16 protein-coding genes are annotated in these 19,069 nt (G+C 40.2%); 10 read left to right on the top strand and 6 right to left on the bottom strand.

The features are described 5' to 3' along the window. On the top strand, window positions 1-1,101 hold the full coding sequence (gene dnaN / locus KP712_RS00140) for a DNA polymerase III subunit beta (protein WP_140450179.1): 1,101 nt from the start codon (window positions 1-3) through the stop codon (window positions 1,099-1,101). 1 nt (window position 1,102) lies between these two features. Beyond that, a complete protein-coding gene (gene recF, locus KP712_RS00135) occupies window positions 1,103-2,182 on the top strand; it encodes a DNA replication/repair protein RecF (RefSeq protein WP_140450178.1) in 1,080 nt (359 codons plus the stop codon). 40 nt (window positions 2,183-2,222) lie between these two features. Here recF and leuD read toward each other — a convergent pair whose 3' ends face one another. The 4 genes from leuD to leuA all read right to left on the bottom strand — a co-directional run bounded on the left by leuD (window position 2,223) and on the right by leuA (window position 7,042). Then, window positions 2,223-2,825 carry a 3-isopropylmalate dehydratase small subunit gene (leuD, locus tag KP712_RS00130; RefSeq protein ID WP_111407096.1) on the bottom strand — a complete coding sequence of 201 codons (603 nt, stop codon included), beginning with the start codon at window positions 2,823-2,825 and terminating at the stop codon, window positions 2,223-2,225. Window positions 2,826-2,835: 10 nt separating this feature from the next. Continuing rightward, entirely contained in the window at window positions 2,836-4,245 is a 1,410-nt protein-coding gene (leuC, locus tag KP712_RS00125) for a 3-isopropylmalate dehydratase large subunit (protein WP_111407095.1), read from the bottom strand. 88 nt (window positions 4,246-4,333) lie between these two features. Continuing rightward, window positions 4,334-5,410, bottom strand: a complete 1,077-nt coding sequence (gene leuB / locus KP712_RS00120) for a 3-isopropylmalate dehydrogenase (protein ID WP_111407094.1) — start codon at window positions 5,408-5,410, stop codon at window positions 4,334-4,336. Between the two features lie 84 nt (window positions 5,411-5,494). Beyond that, window positions 5,495-7,042, bottom strand: coding sequence for a 2-isopropylmalate synthase (leuA, locus tag KP712_RS00115; RefSeq protein ID WP_111407093.1), 1,548 nt, complete (start codon window positions 7,040-7,042; stop codon window positions 5,495-5,497). A 529-nt stretch (window positions 7,043-7,571) separates the two neighbouring features. Between leuA and dprA the strand changes: the two genes are divergently transcribed. Continuing rightward, window positions 7,572-8,693 carry a DNA-processing protein DprA gene (dprA, locus tag KP712_RS00110; RefSeq protein ID WP_111407450.1) on the top strand — a complete coding sequence of 374 codons (1,122 nt, stop codon included), beginning with the start codon at window positions 7,572-7,574 and terminating at the stop codon, window positions 8,691-8,693. A 67-nt stretch (window positions 8,694-8,760) separates the two neighbouring features. On the opposite strand, the gene KP712_RS00105 is transcribed toward dprA, so the two are convergent. After that, entirely contained in the window at window positions 8,761-9,057 is a 297-nt protein-coding gene (locus KP712_RS00105) for a cell division protein ZapA (RefSeq protein WP_048954276.1), read from the bottom strand. A gap of 148 nt (window positions 9,058-9,205) precedes the next feature. On the opposite strand from KP712_RS00105, the gene polA reads away from it, so the two are divergent. The 5 genes from polA to KP712_RS00080 all read left to right on the top strand — a co-directional run bounded on the left by polA (window position 9,206) and on the right by KP712_RS00080 (window position 15,094). Further along, window positions 9,206-12,013, top strand: coding sequence for a DNA polymerase I (gene polA / locus KP712_RS00100; RefSeq protein WP_048954277.1), 2,808 nt, complete (start codon window positions 9,206-9,208; stop codon window positions 12,011-12,013). Between the two features lie 11 nt (window positions 12,014-12,024). Then, the gene (locus KP712_RS00095) at window positions 12,025-12,339 is read left to right on the top strand and encodes a cupin domain-containing protein (RefSeq protein WP_048954279.1); all 315 of its coding nucleotides are present in this window, start codon (window positions 12,025-12,027) and stop codon (window positions 12,337-12,339) included. Window positions 12,340-12,349: 10 nt separating this feature from the next. Beyond that, on the top strand, window positions 12,350-13,654 hold the full coding sequence (locus KP712_RS00090; RefSeq protein WP_111407092.1) for a serine dehydratase subunit alpha family protein: 1,305 nt from the start codon (window positions 12,350-12,352) through the stop codon (window positions 13,652-13,654). Between the two features lie 165 nt (window positions 13,655-13,819). Continuing rightward, complete coding sequence (locus KP712_RS00085) at window positions 13,820-14,863, top strand: YeeE/YedE family protein (protein ID WP_111407091.1); 1,044 nt, start codon at window positions 13,820-13,822, stop codon at window positions 14,861-14,863. 9 nt (window positions 14,864-14,872) lie between these two features. Beyond that, window positions 14,873-15,094: a sulfurtransferase TusA family protein gene (locus KP712_RS00080; RefSeq protein WP_005631077.1), complete on the top strand. Its 222-nt coding sequence runs from the start codon at window positions 14,873-14,875 to the stop codon at window positions 15,092-15,094. 54 nt (window positions 15,095-15,148) lie between these two features. Here the strand turns inward: KP712_RS00080 and nanQ are convergent, their stop codons facing one another. Continuing rightward, a complete protein-coding gene (gene nanQ, locus KP712_RS00075) occupies window positions 15,149-15,616 on the bottom strand; it encodes an N-acetylneuraminate anomerase (RefSeq protein ID WP_111407090.1) in 468 nt (155 codons plus the stop codon). Between the two features lie 243 nt (window positions 15,617-15,859). On the opposite strand from nanQ, the gene pnp reads away from it, so the two are divergent. Further along, on the top strand, window positions 15,860-17,989 hold the full coding sequence (gene pnp / locus KP712_RS00070) for a polyribonucleotide nucleotidyltransferase (protein WP_215770431.1): 2,130 nt from the start codon (window positions 15,860-15,862) through the stop codon (window positions 17,987-17,989). Window positions 17,990-18,070: 81 nt separating this feature from the next. Then, window positions 18,071-19,015 carry a lipoprotein NlpI gene (gene nlpI, locus KP712_RS00065; RefSeq protein ID WP_111407088.1) on the top strand — a complete coding sequence of 315 codons (945 nt, stop codon included), beginning with the start codon at window positions 18,071-18,073 and terminating at the stop codon, window positions 19,013-19,015. Window positions 19,016-19,069: the final 54 nt, after the last annotated feature.

Raw genomic sequence — 19,069 nt, 5'->3', positions numbered from 1 at the left:
ATGCAATTTAGTATTTCAAGAGAAAATTTATTAAAACCGTTGCAACAAGTATGTGGCGTATTGAGTAGTCGTCCAAACATTCCTGTATTAAACAATGTGTTGTTGCAAATTGAAGACAATCGATTGACTATCACAGGCACAGATTTGGAAGTCGAATTATCGAGTCAAACTCAGATTTCATCGTCTTCTGAAAATGGCACCTTTACGATTCCAGCAAAAAAATTCTTAGATATTTGCCGCACTTTATCTGATGATTCAGAAATCACGGTTACGTTTGAAGAAGACCGTGCATTAGTGCAGTCTGGGCGCAGCCGTTTTACACTAACAACTCAACCTGCAGAAGAATATCCTAACCTCACTGATTGGCAGTCTGAAGTAGATTTTGAACTACCGCAAAATACCTTGCGCCGTTTAATTGAAACCACTCAATTTTCCATGGCAAACCAAGATGCCCGCTATTTCTTAAATGGTATGAAGTTTGAAACAGAAGGCAATTTATTGCGTACTGTGGCAACAGATGGCCATAGACTTGCGGTGTGTACTATCTCACTTGAACAAGAATTACAAAATCATTCGGTGATTTTACCGCGTAAAGGCGTGTTAGAACTTGTTCGTTTATTAGAAACAAGCGATGAACCCGCGCGTTTACAAATCGGTACCAACAATTTACGTATTCATCTAAAAAACATTGTATTTACATCAAAATTAATTGATGGTCGTTTCCCTGACTATCGCCGAGTGTTGCCTCGTAATGCAACGAAAATTGTCGAAGGCAGCTGGGAAATTCTTAAACAAGCCTTTGTTCGCGCATCAATCTTATCGAATGAGCGCGTGCGTAGCGTGCGTTTAAACTTAAGCGAAAACCAACTAAAAATTACAGCCTCCAACACCGAACATGAAGAAGCGGAAGAAATTGTAGATGTCAATTACAATGGAGAAGAATTAGAGGTCGGCTTTAATGTCACCTATATTCTTGATGTGCTAAATGCGCTTAAGTGCAATCAAGTTCGCATGCGCCTAACTGATGCATCTTCTAGTTGCTTAATCGAAAACTGTGAAGACAGCAGTAGCGAATATGTAATTATGCCAATGCGTTTATAATATGGCGATTTCGCGCTTACTGGTCGAAAAATTTCGTAACTTAACAGCCGTGGATCTTGATTTTGATCCCGGCTTTAACTTTTTGGTCGGCAACAATGGCAGCGGGAAAACAAGCCTATTAGAAGCGATTTTTTATCTCGGTCACGGACGCTCATTCAAAAGTGCGGTAACAAATCGCATCATTTCTTACGACGAACCTCACTTTACCTTATTTGGACAAATACAAGAAAGCCAACATCAATGGTCAGTGGGATTACAAAAACTTCGTCAAGGCAACACGTTAGTAAAAATTAACGGTGAAGATGGCAATAAAATTTCCGATCTTGCTCATCTTTTACCAATGCAATTAATCACCCCAGAAGGCTTAACCTTATTGAATGGTGGGCCAAGTTATCGTCGAGCATTTTTGGATTGGGGACTTTTTCATCATCAAACAAGTTTTTATGCAGCTTGGAGCAATCTCAATCGATTACTCAAACAGCGAAATGCCGCCCTTGCACAAAATCAGCCCTACTCCGCTATTAAAGTTTGGGATGTCGAGCTTGCCAAACTTGCTCATCAAGTGAGTCAATGGCGTGCCGAATATGCAGAAGCACTACGCCCTGAAATCGAACAAACTTGCCAACTTTTCCTCCCTGAATTAGAAATTAATGTCAGCTTTCATCAAGGATGGGAAAAAAATACAGATTACGCAGAGGTTCTTGAGCAAAATTTTGAACGAGATCGTGCCTTAAATTACACATTTTCTGGACCTCAAAAAGCTGATTTTCGTTTCAAAGGACAAGGATTGCCAGTGGAAGATGTACTTTCTCGTGGACAACTTAAACTTTTAATGTGCGCATTGAGACTGGCTCAAGGCGAGCATTTAATGAAAGAAAAGCAACGCCATTGTATTTTTTTAATCGATGATTTTGCATCAGAATTGGATCAATATAAGCGAGCATTGTTGGCAGAACGATTACAACAAAGCGGTTCACAAGTATTTGTTACCGCCATTACTCAAGAACAATTAAAAGAGATGCAAGTCAAAAACAGAAAAATGTTTTCAGTCGATAATGGAATCATTAAAACGTTAGATTAGATCAAAAAGTACGGTGAAAAATCACCGCACTTTTATCTTTTTAGCGCAAGAACGCTGGGATGTTTTTCTCGTATTCTGAGATTTTGTCTTCGTGTTGAAGGGTTAAACCAATATTATCCAATCCGTTTAACAAACAATGACGGCGGAATTCATCCAGTTCAAAGTGATATACTTTATCCCCTACAGTAACCGTCATCGCTTCTAAATCCACATGGATTTGTTTGCCTTCATTTGCCCACACCCACTGGAAGATTTCTTCCACTTCCTCTTCGCTTAAACGAATTGGTAACATGTGGTTGTTTAAACTATTGTTATAGAAAATATCCGCAAAACTTGGTGCGATCATCACTTTGAAACCATAATCGGCTAATGCCCAAGGTGCATGTTCACGCGAAGAACCACAGCCAAGGTTTTTACGCGCTAATAAAATGGTCGCGCCTTGATATTGTGGATAATTCAATACAAAATCTGGGTTTGGCTTGGTGCCTTCTACATCCAAATAACGCCATTCATGGAATAAGTGTTTACCGAAACCTACACGGGTAATAGCTTGTAAAAATTGTTTTGGAATAATCGCATCCGTATCCACGTTTGCCACATCCAATGGCACTACTAAGCCTGAAAGTTGTTTAAATCCTGCCATTTTCTGCTCCTTAGTTTAATGTTACGTCACGAATATCAACAAATTTACCGAACATTCCCGCTGCTGCTGCCATCGCAGGACTCACTAAGTGGGTGCGGCCATTACGCCCTTGGCGACCTTCAAAGTTACGGTTTGACGTGGAAGCACAACGTTCCCATTCGCCTAAACGGTCATCGTTCATCCCTAAACACATTGAGCAGCCAGGGTTACGCCATTCAGCGCCTGCCTCAATAAAGATTTTATCCAAGCCTTCTTTTTCCGCTTGTTCTTTCACTAAACCGGAACCTGGTACCACTAAAATCCGTTTTACATTGTCGGCTTTTTTACGACCTTTCATCACTGCCGCTGCTGCGCGTAAATCTTCAATGCGCGAGTTGGTGCAAGATCCGATAAATACTTGATCAACTTTAACTTCTTTTAAATTAGTGCCAGCTTCTAAGCCAATATAATGTAAGGCTTTTTCTGCCGAAGCACGCTGTACAGGATCTGCCATTTCTTGCGGATTTGGTACGGTTTCATTCACAGAGATCACCTGCCCCGGGTTGGTACCCCAAGTTACTTGTGGTGCGATATTTTTTGCTTCTAATGTTACCACCGTATCAAATTTTGCATCGTCATCAGATTTTAAGGTTTTCCAATAATCAACAGCATCATACCAATCTTTACCTTTTGGTGCATGTGGACGACCTTTTAAGTATTCGAAAGTCGTTTCATCCGGTGCGATTAAACCTGCTTTCGCGCCCATTTCAATTGCCATATTACATACGGTCATACGGCCTTCCATAGAAAGATCACGAATCGCTTCACCACAGAATTCCACCACATGGCCTGTGCCACCTGCCATGGTGGTTTTACCGATAATGGCAAGAATAATGTCTTTGGCAGTAATGCCCGGTGCCACTTTGCCGCGAACTTCAATTTTCATGCTTTTGGCACGTGCTTGTTTTAGTGTTTGAGTGGCTAATACGTGTTCCACTTCAGAAGTGCCAATACCAAATGCTAAAGCACCGAAAGCACCGTGAGTAGCTGTATGGGAGTCACCGCAGACTATAGTCATACCTGGCAAAGTTAAGCCTTGCTCAGGCCCCATCACATGTACGATTCCCTGCTCTTTCGTTGTCATATCAAATAATTTGATACCCGTCGCTTTGGTATTTTTATCAAGTTCTAACACTTGAATTTTAGCTTGACCTTCAAGTTTGTTCACATCGCGTACTTGAGTAGAAATGCTGTGATCCATGGTACCGAAAGTTTTATTCACTTGGCGCACTTGGCGCCCCGCAACACGTAGCCCATCAAAGGCTTGCGGACTAGTCACTTCATGGATTAAATGACGGTTGATATACAAAATCGGCGTTTCGCCCTCTGCTTCATACACAATGTGCGAATCAAATAATTTTTCGTAAAGTGTTTTTGCCATAATATTTCTCAATTCGTTAGAGGCTTTTGTTAGGGTAAGTGCGGTTAAAATCCGAGGTATTTTTGAACCGCACTTTCATTGTTTTTTATTAGATTGCGTCAGCAATCAATGTGCCCATTTCCGCAGTTGAAACAGGTGTAGAGTCATCGGCTAAATCACCCGTACGGTAACCTTTTGCTAAGACTTTTTGTACCGCATTTTCAATGGCATCTGCGGCTTCGTTTAAGTTGAAGCTGTAACGCAACATCATCGCGGCAGAAAGAATTTGTGCGATTGGGTTGGCAATGCCTTTACCTGCAATATCAGGGGCTGAACCGCCTGCAGGTTCATATAAACCGAAACCGTCTTCATTTAAACTGGCGGATGGCAACATCCCCATAGAACCCGTGATCATCGCCGCTTCATCAGAAATAATATCGCCGAAAATGTTAGAGCAGAGGAGCACATCGAAAGACTCAGGTGCTTTGATTATTTGCATGGTCGCATTGTCGATATAAATATGCTCTAAGGTGACTTCTGGATATTCTTTTGCAATTTCTGTCACGGTTTCACGCCATAAAATAGAAGACTGTAATACGTTCGCTTTATCCACAGAAGTGACTTTTTTATTGCGCTTCATTGCTGCCTCAAAAGCGGCTCTAGCAATACGCTCGATTTCATATTTGTAATACACTTCCGTATCAAATGCTTTGGTTTGTGCGCCTTCGCCCTCACGGCCTTTAGGCTGACCGAAATAAATTCCGCCTGTTAATTCACGAACCACCACCATATCAAAACCTTTCGCAGCAATATCAGCACGTAATGGACAGAATTTTTCGAGTCCTTTATAAAGGGTAGCAGGGCGGAGATTGCAGAATAATTTGAAATGTTTACGCAATGGTAATAATGCACCGCGTTCTGGTTGTTGATCAGGTGGTAAATTTGTCCATTTAGGGCCACCAACAGAACCAAACAAAATCGCGTCAGCTTCATCACAGCCTTTTAAAGTTTCTGTTGGTAATGGGCAACCACAATGATCAATGGCTGCACCACCTACATAAAACTCGTTGAAGTTAAGTTTAAAACCAAATTTTTCTTGAACTTTGTTTAATACCTTAATCGCTTCCGCCATTACTTCAGGGCCAATACCATCGCCTGGTAATACAGCTACATTGTATGATTGCATATTATTTTTCCTATTTCTTTCACACTAAAGTGCGGTTAATTTTCTTCATATTTTCTCCTCTCTTTTGTAAAGAGGGGAATTTGGTTAATGATGTTTATGGCTTTTAATATCGGCGACTTTATGCGCTCGATAAATCGCATTGATCGCGTGGACTAAAGCAAGTGCGGAAGATTCAACAATGTCTGTCGCTAAACCAACACCATGGAATTTACGGCCTTCGTGTTCAACTACTATATCCACTTGCCCTAATGCTTCTGCGCCCTCGCCTTTAGCGGTTAAGTTATAGTGAGACATTTTGATTTCTAAGCCAGTCAAATTTAAGATTGCGTTATAAACCGCATCCACAGGACCATTACCGCCAATTGAAGACGTACTTAATTTCTCGCCATCCAACTTCAATTGAACAAAGGCTGTTGCTGGATATTCTTTCGTTGAATGAGCAGAAAGTTTATCTAATACTAAACGATCTTCATCACCTTGTTGCATATCAATAAACGCCAATGCTTCCAAATCATAATCAAACACTTGACCTTTTTTATCGGCTAATTTTAAGAAGGCATCGTACAATTTATCCAAATCGTAATCTTGTTCGTTATAGCCCATATCTGTCATATGACCTTTCACAGCCGCGCGACCAGAACGTGCAGTTAAATTCAATTTTTCTTTTTTCAAACCGATCGTTTCTGGAGACATGATTTCGTAGGTATTTTTGTTTTTCAACATACCATCTTGATGGATGCCAGAAGAGTGCGCAAAAGCATTTGAACCCACAATGGCTTTATTCGGCTGAATCGGCATATTGCAAAGCTGGCTAACCATTTGACTCACACGATGAATTTCTTGAGTATTGATACGAGTATCTACACCCATAAATTCTTGGCGAACTTTCATTGCCATCACCACTTCTTCCAAGGCGGTATTGCCTGCGCGCTCGCCGATACCGTTGATAGTACATTCAATTTGACGCGCACCATTTTGTACTGCAGTTAAAGAATTAGCGGTTGCCATACCTAAGTCATTATGGCAATGCACAGAAATCACAGCTTTATCGATATTTGGCACGCGATTGCGCACTTGAGCAATAATGTTGCCGTATTCATTTGGTAAACAAAAACCTACTGTATCGGGAATATTTACTGTAGTTGCACCTGCATTGATTGCGGCTTCTACAATTCGGCAGATATTATCAATACCTGTACGGCCGGCATCTTCGCAAGAAAACTCAACATCATCCGTATAATTACGTGCGCGTTTCACTGCTGCAACTGCCATTCCTACCACATCATCAAAAGAACGTTTTAATTTCGCTTCAACGTGCAATGCGGAACTTGCAATAAAAGTATGAATACGGAATGCCTCAGCAACTTTCAATGCCTCGTATGCGGCATCAATGTCTTTATCTACAGCTCGAGATAATGCGGCAACACGAGAGTTTTTGATATGACGCGCAATGGTTTGAACAGACTCAAAATCTCCTTGAGAAGAAACGGGGAACCCCACTTCCATTACATCCACGCCTAAACGTTCAAGTGCTAAAGCGATCTGTAATTTCTCTTTTACCGTCAAACTTGCTTTTAATGCCTGTTCCCCATCACGCAATGTGGTATCAAAAATAATAACGCGATCTGTCATAATTTATATCCTTCTTAAATCACTCCGAAAGTGCGGCGCATTTTCCTGTATTTTTTAGACAAAAAACCCGCAGCTTATAAAGTGCGGGTTTAAAATTGGGTATTTACATCTGACGTTTTTCATCCACAACTTAGCCGCACACAAAATGTGAGAGCAGCAGGTTGAGAGATAAAGAAACAATACGAGACATAAATAAAAATCCTTCTGTGTAAAACGCTTTTCATATTACGAATAAAAAACTGGCTGTCAAACTATTTTTTAGCGTTTTATATCAAAAACAATCATTCAAACACAAAATAAAATATACATTTAACTAATAAATTTAAAATAAAAAGAATATTCAACCAAGTTGATTACATTTAGCAAATTTTTATTATTGAATTTTTTACATTTTCAAAATAAGAAAATTTTGCAATTTTTTACTCATCGAAAAGAATTTTTGCGATCTGCATCGCAAAATGCTTTCGAGTTAATCGTTTCTTTCACTCGTTTTTTCCATACTAAATTTTCAAATCAAAAAGGAAAAAGCATGCACGATATTACTTATACGCTACTCCGCCTAATGCAAGTCCCTAAACTTGGCGGAGTGGGCATTGATAAAATTTTATCCAATATTACGCTAGATGAGTTGCTCAATTATGATGATGTTGCTTTTCGACAAATGGGATGGGGAGCCATTCAAATTCGTCGTTGGTTCAAGCCTGAAGCAAAATTTATTGAGCCAGCGCTAGAGTGGTCACAAAAAGATGGAAATCATTTGGTGAATTATTTTTCCCCTTTTTACCCCTTTCTATTGAAACAGATAGCGAGCTTTCCTCCTCTGCTATTTGTAAAAGGAAATTTAACCGCACTTTCACAACGTCAAATTGCTATGGTGGGAAGTCGCTACTGCACAGCTTATGGTGAATATTGGGCTAAATATTTTGCTACGGAACTTTCATTGGCTGGCTTTACGATTACCAGTGGACTTGCGTTGGGAATAGATGGGCATTGCCATCAAGCAGTTGTTGATATTCAAGGACAAACCATTGCAGTTTTAGGAAGCGGATTAGAACAAATTTATCCCGTAAAGCACCGAAAACTTTCAGAACTCATTTTGCAAAACAACGGTACATTAGTTTCTGAGTTTTTACCAAACCAAGCACCAATTGCGATAAACTTCCCTCGTCGTAATAGGATTATTAGCGGGGTTTCGGTTGGGACATTAGTGGTTGAAGCCACGGAAAAAAGCGGCTCTCTGATTACCGCTCGGTATGCATTGGAACAAAACCGAGAGGTTTTTGCTGTGCCAGGCAATATTCAAAGTGAATTTAGCCAAGGTTGTAATCGTCTCATTAAACAAGGCGCAATGTTGGTGGAAAATGCAAAAGATATTTTAGAAACTCTCTACCAACATTCTATTCATAGCCAAACTGAAATTGATTTTAACCAGATCGCAGTGCCTAATTACACGCCACCACCCGATCCTCGCCGATTAGTGGAAGCACCAAGTCACCCGAAACTTTACTCGCGTATCGGTTACACTCCTGTGAGCATTGATGATTTAGCTGAAGAATTTGGACTCAGCGTGGATGTTTTACTCGTACAATTACTAGATCTTGAATTACAAGATTTAATTTTGAATGAAAATGGACTATACAAGCGTGTCTAACGCTATAAAAAACGGCTGAAAATCATTAAATTTTCAGCCACACTTAAATCACAATTAATCACTGATTTTATTCTTTTAATACTCGAACACTTCCTAAAGAATGATCCAATTGCTGGATTTTCGTTCTCAACACATCTTCTATTTGTAGTGTTTTATTCTTTTCTTGTGTTAATTCAAAACTCAAATTGAGCGCCACAATCGAAAGCACACGATCAAGCTGAATAAGGCCTGTCTTTTCCTTCATTTCGGAAACCAATATATCTAAATTACGCGCAGCTTGGCGCAATAATTCTTCTTGTTCAACGGGCACGTTTAAACGCAAGACCTGACCCAAAACTAAAATTTCGACCAATTTTAACGACATTTGATTTCCTTAAATTAAATATTTGAGTGACTGATATTATGCCATAGCAAAAAACGTTCGTCACAAATTTTACATTGAATCCCCCGTTCGCTCATCATCATAAATTACGCTATAATGCCAGCATTTTTCAGTTTAAAACGAGATTTTTATGGCCCAAATTGCAACAAATCCGCTTGTGCTAGTGGATGGTTCTTCTTATTTATATCGTGCATTTCATGCCTTTCCTCCTTTAACTAATGCCGCAGGTGAGCCAACAGGTGCAATGTACGGCGTGTTAAATATGTTAAAAAGCCTCATCTCACAAGTTCAACCTACTCATATAGCCGTTGTTTTTGATGCAAAAGGGAAAACATTTCGTGATGAAATGTTTGAACAGTATAAATCTCACCGCCCACCAATGCCTGATGATTTGCGCAAACAAATTCAGCCTTTGCACGATATGATTCGTGCACTGGGGATTCCGCTTTTAGTGGTGGAAGGGGTTGAAGCTGATGATGTGATCGGCACTCTCGCACTACAAGCATCGCGTTTGGGTAAAAAAGTGCTCATTAGTACTGGCGATAAAGATATGGCACAGTTAGTTGATGACAATATTATGCTCATCAACACCATGAATAATAGCTTATTGGATCGCGAGGGCGTGATTGAAAAATACGGTATTCCACCTGAACTCATTATTGATTATCTAGCACTCATGGGCGATAGTGCAGATAATATTCCGGGCGTTGCTGGCGTTGGCGAAAAAACCGCTCTTGGTTTACTGCAAGGTATCGGAAGTATGGCTGAAATTTATGCCAATCTTGAGAAAGTAGCAGAATTGCCAATTCGTGGGGCGAAAAAACTAGGTGAAAAATTATTGGCAGAAAAAACTAATGCCGATCTTTCTTATACATTAGCAACCATCAAAACAGATGTTGAACTTAACGTGACAACAGATGAATTGTTGCTTGGAGAAAGCAAAAATGATCAACTTATTGAATATTTTGCTCGCTACGAATTTAAACGCTGGCTTAATGAAGTGATAAATGGCGCAGACTCCATAACCCAAACCGGTGAACAACCAGTGAAAATGAACCAGTATCAGGCGACATCACCAGCTCAAAATTCGGTGGGAAATAGTGCGGTGGAGAACGCGCCTAAAATTCAAATCGATCGTACAAAATATGAAACCTTGCTCACTCAAACAGATTTAACGCGCTGGATTGAAAAACTCAATGCAGCAAAACTCATTGCAGTCGATACTGAAACAGACAGTCTTGATTATATGTCTGCAAATTTAGTAGGTATCTCTTTTGGTCTTGAAAATGGCGAAGCAGCTTATTTACCATTGCAATTAGATTATTTGGATGCACCAAAAACACTCGAAAAATCGACCGCACTTGCGGCTATCAAACCAATTTTAGAAAATCCTGACATTCACAAAATTGGACAAAATATTAAATTTGATGAAAGTATTTTTGCCCGTCATGGCATTGAATTACAAGGTGTTGAATTTGATACGATGTTGCTTTCTTATACGCTAAATAGTACGGGTCGTCATAATATGGACGATTTAGCTAAACGTTATTTAGGGCATGAGACTATCGCATTTGAAAGCATTGCAGGAAAAGGGAAAGGTCAGCTTACGTTTAATCAAATTCCATTAGAACAAGCCACAGAATACGCGGCAGAAGATGCTGATGTGACAATGAAATTACAGCAAGCGCTGTGGTTGAAACTGCAAGAAGAACCAACACTTGTTGAATTATATAAAACAATGGAATTACCATTACTTCATGTGCTTTCTCGTATGGAACGCTCAGGCGTTTTGATTGATAGTGATGCCCTCTTTATACAATCTAACGAAATTGCTGCAAGATTAACCGCACTTGAGGAACAAGCTTACGCATTAGCAGGTCAGCCATTTAATTTGGCCTCCACCAAACAATTACAAGAAATTTTGTTCGATAAACTTGGACTACCTGTTTTACAAAAAACGCCAAAAGGTGCGCCATCAACGAATGAAGAAGTATTGGAAGAATTAGCCTATAGCCACGAATTACCAAAAATTTTGGTCGAACATCGTGGGTTGAGCAAACTCAAATCCACTTACACGGATAAACTGCCTCAAATGGTCAATTCACAAACAGGCCGAGTACATACTTCTTACCATCAAGCAGTCACGGCAACAGGGCGTTTATCATCAAGTGATCCAAACCTACAAAATATTCCAATTCGGAATGAAGAAGGTCGTCGTATTCGACAAGCATTTATCGCACGTGAAGGTTATTCTATTGTCGCCGCTGACTATTCTCAAATCGAGTTACGTATTATGGCGCATCTTTCGGGCGATCAAGGTTTAATTAACGCCTTCTCTCAGGGCAAGGATATTCACCGATCCACGGCTGCTGAAATTTTCGGTGTATCATTAGATGAAGTCTCCAGTGAGCAACGTCGCAATGCTAAAGCGATTAATTTCGGCTTAATTTATGGAATGTCTGCCTTTGGACTTTCACGTCAACTGGGAATTTCCCGTCCAGATGCACAAAAATACATGGATTTATATTTCCAACGCTACCCTGGCGTACAGCAATTTATGACCGATATCCGTGAAAAAGCGAAAGCACAAGGCTATGTGGAAACGCTATTTGGTCGCCGTTTATATTTACCTGATATTAATTCTAGCAACGCAATGCGTCGTAAAGGGGCTGAACGTGTAGCAATTAATGCACCGATGCAAGGCACGGCTGCAGATATTATTAAACGAGCGATGATTAAAATTGATGAAGTAATCCGTCACGATCCAGATATTGAAATGATTATGCAAGTACATGATGAATTAGTGTTTGAAGTGCGGTCAGAAAAAGTAGAATTTTTCCGTGAGCAAATTAAACAACACATGGAAGCCGCTGCTGAATTAGTCGTTCCATTGATTGTGGAAGTGGGTGTTGGACAAAATTGGGATAAAGCGCACTAAGGAATTTAATCATGAATAAAGTTATTAAAAGTCGCCACTTTACGGCAGAACGTGCTTGGGGAGCCCTCGATATTACCAATATGAATGGTATTTCCGTGCGTCTTCACTGGACAGATAAACCTTACAAATGGCATATCAATGACGGTGAAGAAGTCTTTGCAGTGATGGATGGTACGGTCGAAATGCGCTACAAAGAAAATGGCCAAGAGAAAGCCGTATTGCTCCATACGGGTGATATTTTTTATGCGAGTATCGGTACCGAACATGTAGCTCATCCACAAGGCGAAGCGCGTATATTAGTCATAGAGAAAGAAGACAGTATTTAAAAAGAATTTTATGAATCAAGAAAGACTCAACGAAATCGAAAAACCATTAATTCAAATTGTAGAACGCGATGTGGTTCCCGCACTTGGCTGTACTGAGCCTATTTCTCTGGCACTTGCAGCAGCAACAGCGGCTAAATATTTAGGAAAAATACCTGAACGCATTGAAGCCAAAGTGTCTCCTAACTTAATGAAAAATGGGTTAGGCGTTGCAGTACCAGGAACCGGCATGGTGGGCTTACCAATTGCCGCAGCGATTGGTGCTTTGGGCGGTGACCCTGAAGGTAAGTTAGAAGTGTTAAAGCACATCACGCCAGAGCAAGTTATTGCCGCCAAGACTATGCTTGAACAAAAATTAGTGAGTGTAGATATTCATCAAACCGAACATATTTTATATTCAGAATCAACATTGTTTGCCGATAATGATTACGTGAAAGTCGCAATTCAAGATCAACACACTAACATCATTTTGATTGAAAAAAATGGCGAGGTCATTTTTGAGAAAGAACACGATGAATGTAATGATTGCGATCCTTATGATATTTTCAAACAGGTGAGTGCACGTGAAATCTTTGAATTTTCTTGTGAAGTTGAGCTCGATAAAATCCGCTTTATCGGACAAGCTGCTGCGCTCAATCGTGCACTATCTAACGAAGGATTACGGGAAAATTACGGCCTACACATTGGTAGAACGTTACGTAAACAAGTTGGTAGCGGTTTAATGTCAGATGATTTACTCAGCAAAATCATGATTGAAACTACCGCAGCCTCCGATGCCCGTATGGGTGGAGCCACATTGCCAGCAATGAGCAATTCTGGTTCAGGTAACCAAGGGATTGCCGCTACTATGCCAGTAGTTGTAGTCGCCGATTATTTAAACGTGAGTGAAGAAAAATGCCTTCGAGCGCTCTTCTTATCACATTTAATGGCCATCTATATCCACAGTAAATTACCCAAACTGTCTGCCCTTTGCGCAGTAACAACTGCATCAATGGGAAGCTGTGCGGGTATCGCCTATTTGCTTACAGGTAAATTTGAAACGGTAAGTATGGGCATTTGTAGCATGATTGGTGACATCAGCGGAATCATCTGCGATGGTGCATCCAATAGCTGTGCAATGAAAGTCTCCACCAGCGTGGCTTCAGGCTATAAATCAGTACTTATGGCAATGGACGAAACCCATGTTACGGGCAATGAAGGTATCGTTGAGCATGATCTCGATCGCACTATCGATAATCTATGCTCAATTGCTTCTAAGAGTATGCACCACATCGATCGCCAAGTAATTGAAATTATGGTGAGTAAACCCTGCCCTTAACACTAAGATAACTTACGACAAAGTGCGGTCAGAAAACACTAAATTTTTTGACCGAACTTTTTTTATATCAAAAAAACATATTTTCTAGCTAAAAGTTATTGGCGCGACCTTCTTATTTTTTTAGAAAATACCGACCTACTTAGTTCTAAAAGAGAGGGAATATTTATGCTTTTAACCGGATTACTTTGTGGAATTTTACTCGGATTTGTGATGCAGCGTGGGCGCTTTTGTATTACTGGCGCATTTCGCGATATGTATGTCACCAAAAATAACAAAATGTTTGTAGCCCTTTTATTGGCGATTACCGTGCAATCTATAGGTTTCTTTCTCTTAAAAGAAATCGGTATATTAAATGTCGATCCAGCTGAAAATTTTGCCTTTTTAGCGGTGATTATCGGTGCCTTTGTGTTTGGTATCGGCATTGTTCTCGCTGGCGGTTGTGCAACAGGCACATGGTACCGAGCAGCAGAAGGCTTAGTCGGCAGTTGGGTTGCTTTATTCACTTATATGTTATTAAGTGCCATCATGCGTACTGGCCCATTAGGGGAATTCAATAAAACTTTACGTAGTATCAATATTGAACAACGAAATATTTACGATACATTCGGCATTTCACCTTGGTGGTTAGTCGCTCTATTAACTTTAGTGACAGCCTTTTATGTATATAAACATCTCAGCAAACCAAGCGTAAAAGTCGCGACATTAAAACCGAAGAAAACGGGACTTTCTCACTTATTATTTGAAAAACGCTGGCATCCATTTTTCTCTGCCGTATTAATCGGATTAATCGCGCTTGTCGCTTGGCCACTCAGTGTCGCTACAGGTCGTGAGTTTGGACTTGGGATCACGGGGCCATCCGCTAATATTATGCAATTCCTTGTTACTGGCGACGGTAAATTTATTAACTGGGGCGTATTCTTAGTCTTAGGAATTTTTATCGGCTCATTCATCGGAGCGAAAGCAAGCAATGAATTCCGTGTTCGCGTACCAGATGCCACCACGATTCTACGCAGCGGACTCGGCGGTATTCTCATGGGCATTGGTGCAACCCTTGCAGGTGGCTGCTCTATCGGCAATGGCTTAGTCGAAACCGCCTTTTTCTCTTGGCAAGGTTGGGTATCATTGCCATTGATGATTCTCGGCACTTGGGTGGCCGCCTACTTCACCATTATCCGTCCACAACGTTTAAAATTAACAAAAGCATCATAAGGAGTTTATATGATCGTTAAATTACCAACACTTGGCCTTGTTTGCCCATTTCCTCTCGTTGAAGCTAAAGAAGCCATGGCTAAGTTAAATAAAGGCGATGGCCTAGAAATTGAATTCGACTGCACACAAGCCACCGAGGCCATTCCTGCTTGGGCTGCAGAAGAAGGTTATGAAGTAACAAACTTCGAACAAATTGATGATGCAAAATGGTCAATTACGGTGATTAAATAATAAAAAAGGGCGGTTAAAAATAAAAACATTTTTAACCGCCCTTTTTTTAGAAAGTTAAATTAATTTAACAGGTACTTTTACGACTAATTTTTTGATTTTTTCTGTTTTTCCATTTACTACACAGCAAGGCTTATGCGGTTCGTAAGGATAAAATACAGCGAACATTTTTGGCTTCATTGTGATGGTGAATTTATCATCAATATCTGCACAAAGTTGATAATCATCCACTTCATTGTAAGATTCATACTTAGACAAATCAGGATAATTAGCGCCAACTTCTATATTTTCCGTGCCGCGGATTAACACCTGAACATCTAAGTATTCATGATGTAATTCTGCTTTTTTGCTGCTTGATTCTGCAGTTTCTGGTTCCATTACGTTCATATAAATTTGATCGTTAATATCATGGCGACCATTTTCTAACGCATTCAAATCTAACGTATTCAAATAATCACATACTTCAGCAATCACTTTTGGTAAACCAACTTTAAAATTTGGGCTGGTTAAGCTGCTAATAATCATAGAATTTTCCTTATAGTGGATAAAAGTTATCCTATGATACCAAGTCGGTTAAATGAAATAAAGTTACCAATCACACAAAAACCTCTGTATAATGCTTAGGCTTTATTTTCTACATTAGCGTGCGGCTATCAAAAGCAATTTTAAGCGCTCGAAAGTGCGGTTATATTTACAAAAGATTTCTTTTGCTAGTCGCAATCTGGAAAATAAGGCATTGTTTTTAATATAAATTTTAAGGGAAACATTGTGAATCCAATTGTTAAACAATTTAAATACGGTCAACATACCGTTACTCTAGAAACCGGCGCGATTGCACGTCAAGCAACGGCTGCGGTTATGGCAAGCATGGACGATACCACGGTATTCGTGACTGTCGTAGCTAAAAAAGATGTGAAAGAAGGTCAAGACTTCTTCCCATTAACTGTAAACTACCAAGAGCGTACTTATGCGGCGGGTAAAATCCCTGGCGGTTTCTTCAAACGTGAAGGTCGTCCATCTGAAGGCGAAACTTTGATTGCACGTTTAATCGACCGACCAATTCGTCCATTATTCCCAGAAGGTTTCTTCAACGAAATCCAAGTTGTGGCAACTGTAGTTTCTGTAAATCCACAAATCAGCCCAGACTTAGTGGCAATGATCGGTGCTTCTGCAGCATTAACCTTATCTGGTGTGCCTTTCAATGGCCCTATCGGTGCGGCTCGTGTTGGTTTTATCGATAACCAATTCGTATTGAACCCAACTATGGCTGAACAAAAACAAAGCCGTTTAGACTTAGTGGTTGCAGGTACTGACAAAGCCGTATTAATGGTTGAATCTGAAGCTGATATCTTAACTGAAGAACAAATGTTAGCAGCGGTCGTATTCGGTCATCAACAACAACAAGTTGTAATCGAAGCGATCAAAGAATTTGCAAAAGAAGCGGGTAAACCTCGTTGGGATTGGGTTGCGCCACAACCAAATACAGATTTAATCAACAAAGTAAAAGCGATTGCTGAAGCACGTTTAGGTGATGCATACCGCATTACTGAAAAACAAGCACGTTACGAACAAATCGATGCAATTAAAGCGGATGTAATTGCACAAATCACAGCTGAAGACGAAGAAATCAGCGAAGGTAAAATCGTAGATATTTTCACCGCACTTGAAAGCCAAATCGTTCGTGGCCGTATCATTGCAGGTGAACCGCGTATTGACGGTCGTACCGTTGATACCGTTCGTGCATTAGATATTTGTACTGGTGTATTACCACGTACTCACGGTTCTGCAATTTTCACCCGTGGTGAAACACAAGCATTAGCCGTTGCAACGTTAGGTACTGAACGTGATGCACAAATCATTGATGAATTAACAGGTGAACGTCAAGATCACTTCTTATTCCACTACAACTTCCCTCCGTACTCTGTAGGTGAAACCGGTATGATCGGCTCACCAAAACGTCGTGAAATCGGTCACGGTCGTTTAGCAAAACGTGGTGTAGCGGTGGTTATGCCGAGCCTTGCTGAATTCCCGTATGTAGTGCGTGTTGTATCTGAAATCACCGAATCTAACGGTTCTTCTTCTATGGCGTCTGTATGTGGTGCGTCTTTAGCATTAATGGATGCAGGTGTACCAATCAAAGCAGCAGTTGCGGGTATCGCAATGGGCTTAGTAAAAGAAGAAGAGAAATTCGTGGTTCTTTCAGATATCTTAGGTGATGAAGACCACTTAGGTGATATGGACTTTAAAGTAGCGGGTACACGCGAAGGTGTGACCGCACTTCAAATGGACATCAAAATTGAAGGTATCACCCCTGAAATTATGCAAATTGCATTAAACCAAGCGAAAAGTGCGCGTATGCACATTCTTGGCGTAATGGAACAAGCAATCCCTGCTCCACGCGCGGATATTTCTGACTACGCACCGCGCATCTACACAATGAAAATTGATCCTAAGAAAATCAAAGACGTCATTGGTAAAGGTGGTGCAACAATTCGTTCACTAACTGAAGAAACTGGCACTTCTATCGATATCGATGATGATGGTACAGTGAAAATTGCCGCAGTAGACAGCAATGCAGCGAAAAACGTAATGGGACGTATTGAAGAAATCGTTGCAGAAGTTGAAGCTGGCGCAATTTACAAAGGTAAAGTGACTCGCCTTGCTGATTTTGGTGCATTCGTAGCAATCGTTGGAAATAAAGAAGGTTTAGTTCATATTTCTCAAATTGCTGAAGAGCGCGTAGAAAAAGTTAGCGATTACCTCCAAGTGGGCCAAGAAGTAAATGTAAAAGTTGTTGAAATCGATCGTCAAGGTCGTATTCGTTTAACAATGAAAGACTTGGCTCCAAAACAAGAAACTGAAATTAACCAAGAAGATTCTGTAGAAGAACAGGAATAATCTTGGAATATCGAATCAAAACTTGGTAGCAACTGCTGCCAAGTTTTGTTGTTTTCCAACTTTTAGGCATAAAGAAAGCAAATGCGGTGTTTTCGCTTATCTCGCAATTTTATAGTCTATTTATTTAGCTTATGTGCGATCTTACTCCTTGCAGGCTGTGTTCAGTCTAGGAGTGGTTTTGTGTCTAAAAATCATGTCGTGTTGGCTGAACAAAACCCGAATACTCACTTTGAACAAGAAGTGATGATCGTGCGATTAAGCCAAGTACTACTCGTTGGAAAAATGAGTAATGAAGAACGTGCATCACTACATTTTGAACGTGGCGTACTCTATGATTCCCTTGGATTATGGGGACTTGCTCGTTACGATTTTACTCAAGCCCTTGCATTACAGCCTAAAATGGCATCTGTGTACAATTACTTAGGGCTTTATTTATTGCTTGAAGAAGATTACGACGGCGCATTGGAAGCTTTCAATACTGTGTTTGAATTAGACTCAAGTTATGACTATACCCACCTTAATCGTGGTTTAAATTTTTATTATGTAGGGCGCTACCATCTTGCTCAGCAAGATTTCTTACAGTTCTACCAAGCCGATACAAAAGATCCCTATCGTGTCTTATGGCTATATTTGAACGAACAAAAATTAAAACCACAAGAAGCCCAAAAAAACCTTGTTGAACGAGCAAAAGGGCTATCAGAGGACTTCTGGGGTACACACATCGTTCAATATTACTTAGGACGCATCTCTGTAGAAGAATTACAACAACGTGCAAGTGAATTTGCTGAAAATTCACAACAATATGCTGAAATTCTCACAGAAACCTATTTTTATCTAGCAAAACAAAAACTCAATGTAGGGCTAGTAGATGAAGCAGCAGCTTTATTTAAACTAGCTATGGCAAATCAGGTTTATAACTTTGTTGAGTATCGTTTTGCCGCGTTTGAACTCATGAAATTAAAACCGGTTCAAACAGAAGACGAAAAAGAAGAGAATAGTGCGGTAACAAAAGCGATTGTTTTCTAAAAATCAATCCAAAACTCACCGCTCTTTGCAGTAGAACGAATAGAAAAATTCATT

Origin of the sequence: Haemophilus sp. SZY H68 (assembly GCF_018829685.1) — a bacterium.
Lineage (GTDB): Bacteria > Pseudomonadota > Gammaproteobacteria > Enterobacterales > Pasteurellaceae > Haemophilus > Haemophilus haemolyticus_K.
Note: the sequence above shows the minus strand (reverse complement) of the source record. Positions and strands in the feature narration are given on the sequence as shown.

Bases quoted from the DNA above. Each gene is read 5' to 3' on its own strand.
- nlpI (WP_111407088.1), top strand. From the start codon at position 18,071: ATGCGGTGTTTTCGCTTATCTCGCAATTTTATAGTCTATTTATTTAGC.
- KP712_RS00105 (WP_048954276.1), bottom strand. From the start codon at position 9,057: ATGTCGTTAAAATTGGTCGAAATTTTAGTTTTGGGTCAGGTCTTGCGT.
- KP712_RS00095 (WP_048954279.1), top strand. From the start codon at position 12,025: ATGAATAAAGTTATTAAAAGTCGCCACTTTACGGCAGAACGTGCTTGG.
- KP712_RS00090 (WP_111407092.1), top strand. From the start codon at position 12,350: ATGAATCAAGAAAGACTCAACGAAATCGAAAAACCATTAATTCAAATT.
- leuC (WP_111407095.1), bottom strand. From the start codon at position 4,245: ATGGCAAAAACACTTTACGAAAAATTATTTGATTCGCACATTGTGTAT.
- dprA (WP_111407450.1), top strand. From the start codon at position 7,572: ATGCACGATATTACTTATACGCTACTCCGCCTAATGCAAGTCCCTAAA.
- recF (WP_140450178.1), top strand. From the start codon at position 1,103: ATGGCGATTTCGCGCTTACTGGTCGAAAAATTTCGTAACTTAACAGCC.
- KP712_RS00080 (WP_005631077.1), top strand. From the start codon at position 14,873: ATGATCGTTAAATTACCAACACTTGGCCTTGTTTGCCCATTTCCTCTC.
- leuA (WP_111407093.1), bottom strand. From the start codon at position 7,042: ATGACAGATCGCGTTATTATTTTTGATACCACATTGCGTGATGGGGAA.
- KP712_RS00085 (WP_111407091.1), top strand. From the start codon at position 13,820: ATGCTTTTAACCGGATTACTTTGTGGAATTTTACTCGGATTTGTGATG.
- dnaN (WP_140450179.1), top strand. From the start codon at position 1: ATGCAATTTAGTATTTCAAGAGAAAATTTATTAAAACCGTTGCAACAA.
- polA (WP_048954277.1), top strand. From the start codon at position 9,206: ATGGCCCAAATTGCAACAAATCCGCTTGTGCTAGTGGATGGTTCTTCT.
- leuB (WP_111407094.1), bottom strand. From the start codon at position 5,410: ATGCAATCATACAATGTAGCTGTATTACCAGGCGATGGTATTGGCCCT.
- nanQ (WP_111407090.1), bottom strand. From the start codon at position 15,616: ATGATTATTAGCAGCTTAACCAGCCCAAATTTTAAAGTTGGTTTACCA.
- leuD (WP_111407096.1), bottom strand. From the start codon at position 2,825: ATGGCAGGATTTAAACAACTTTCAGGCTTAGTAGTGCCATTGGATGTG.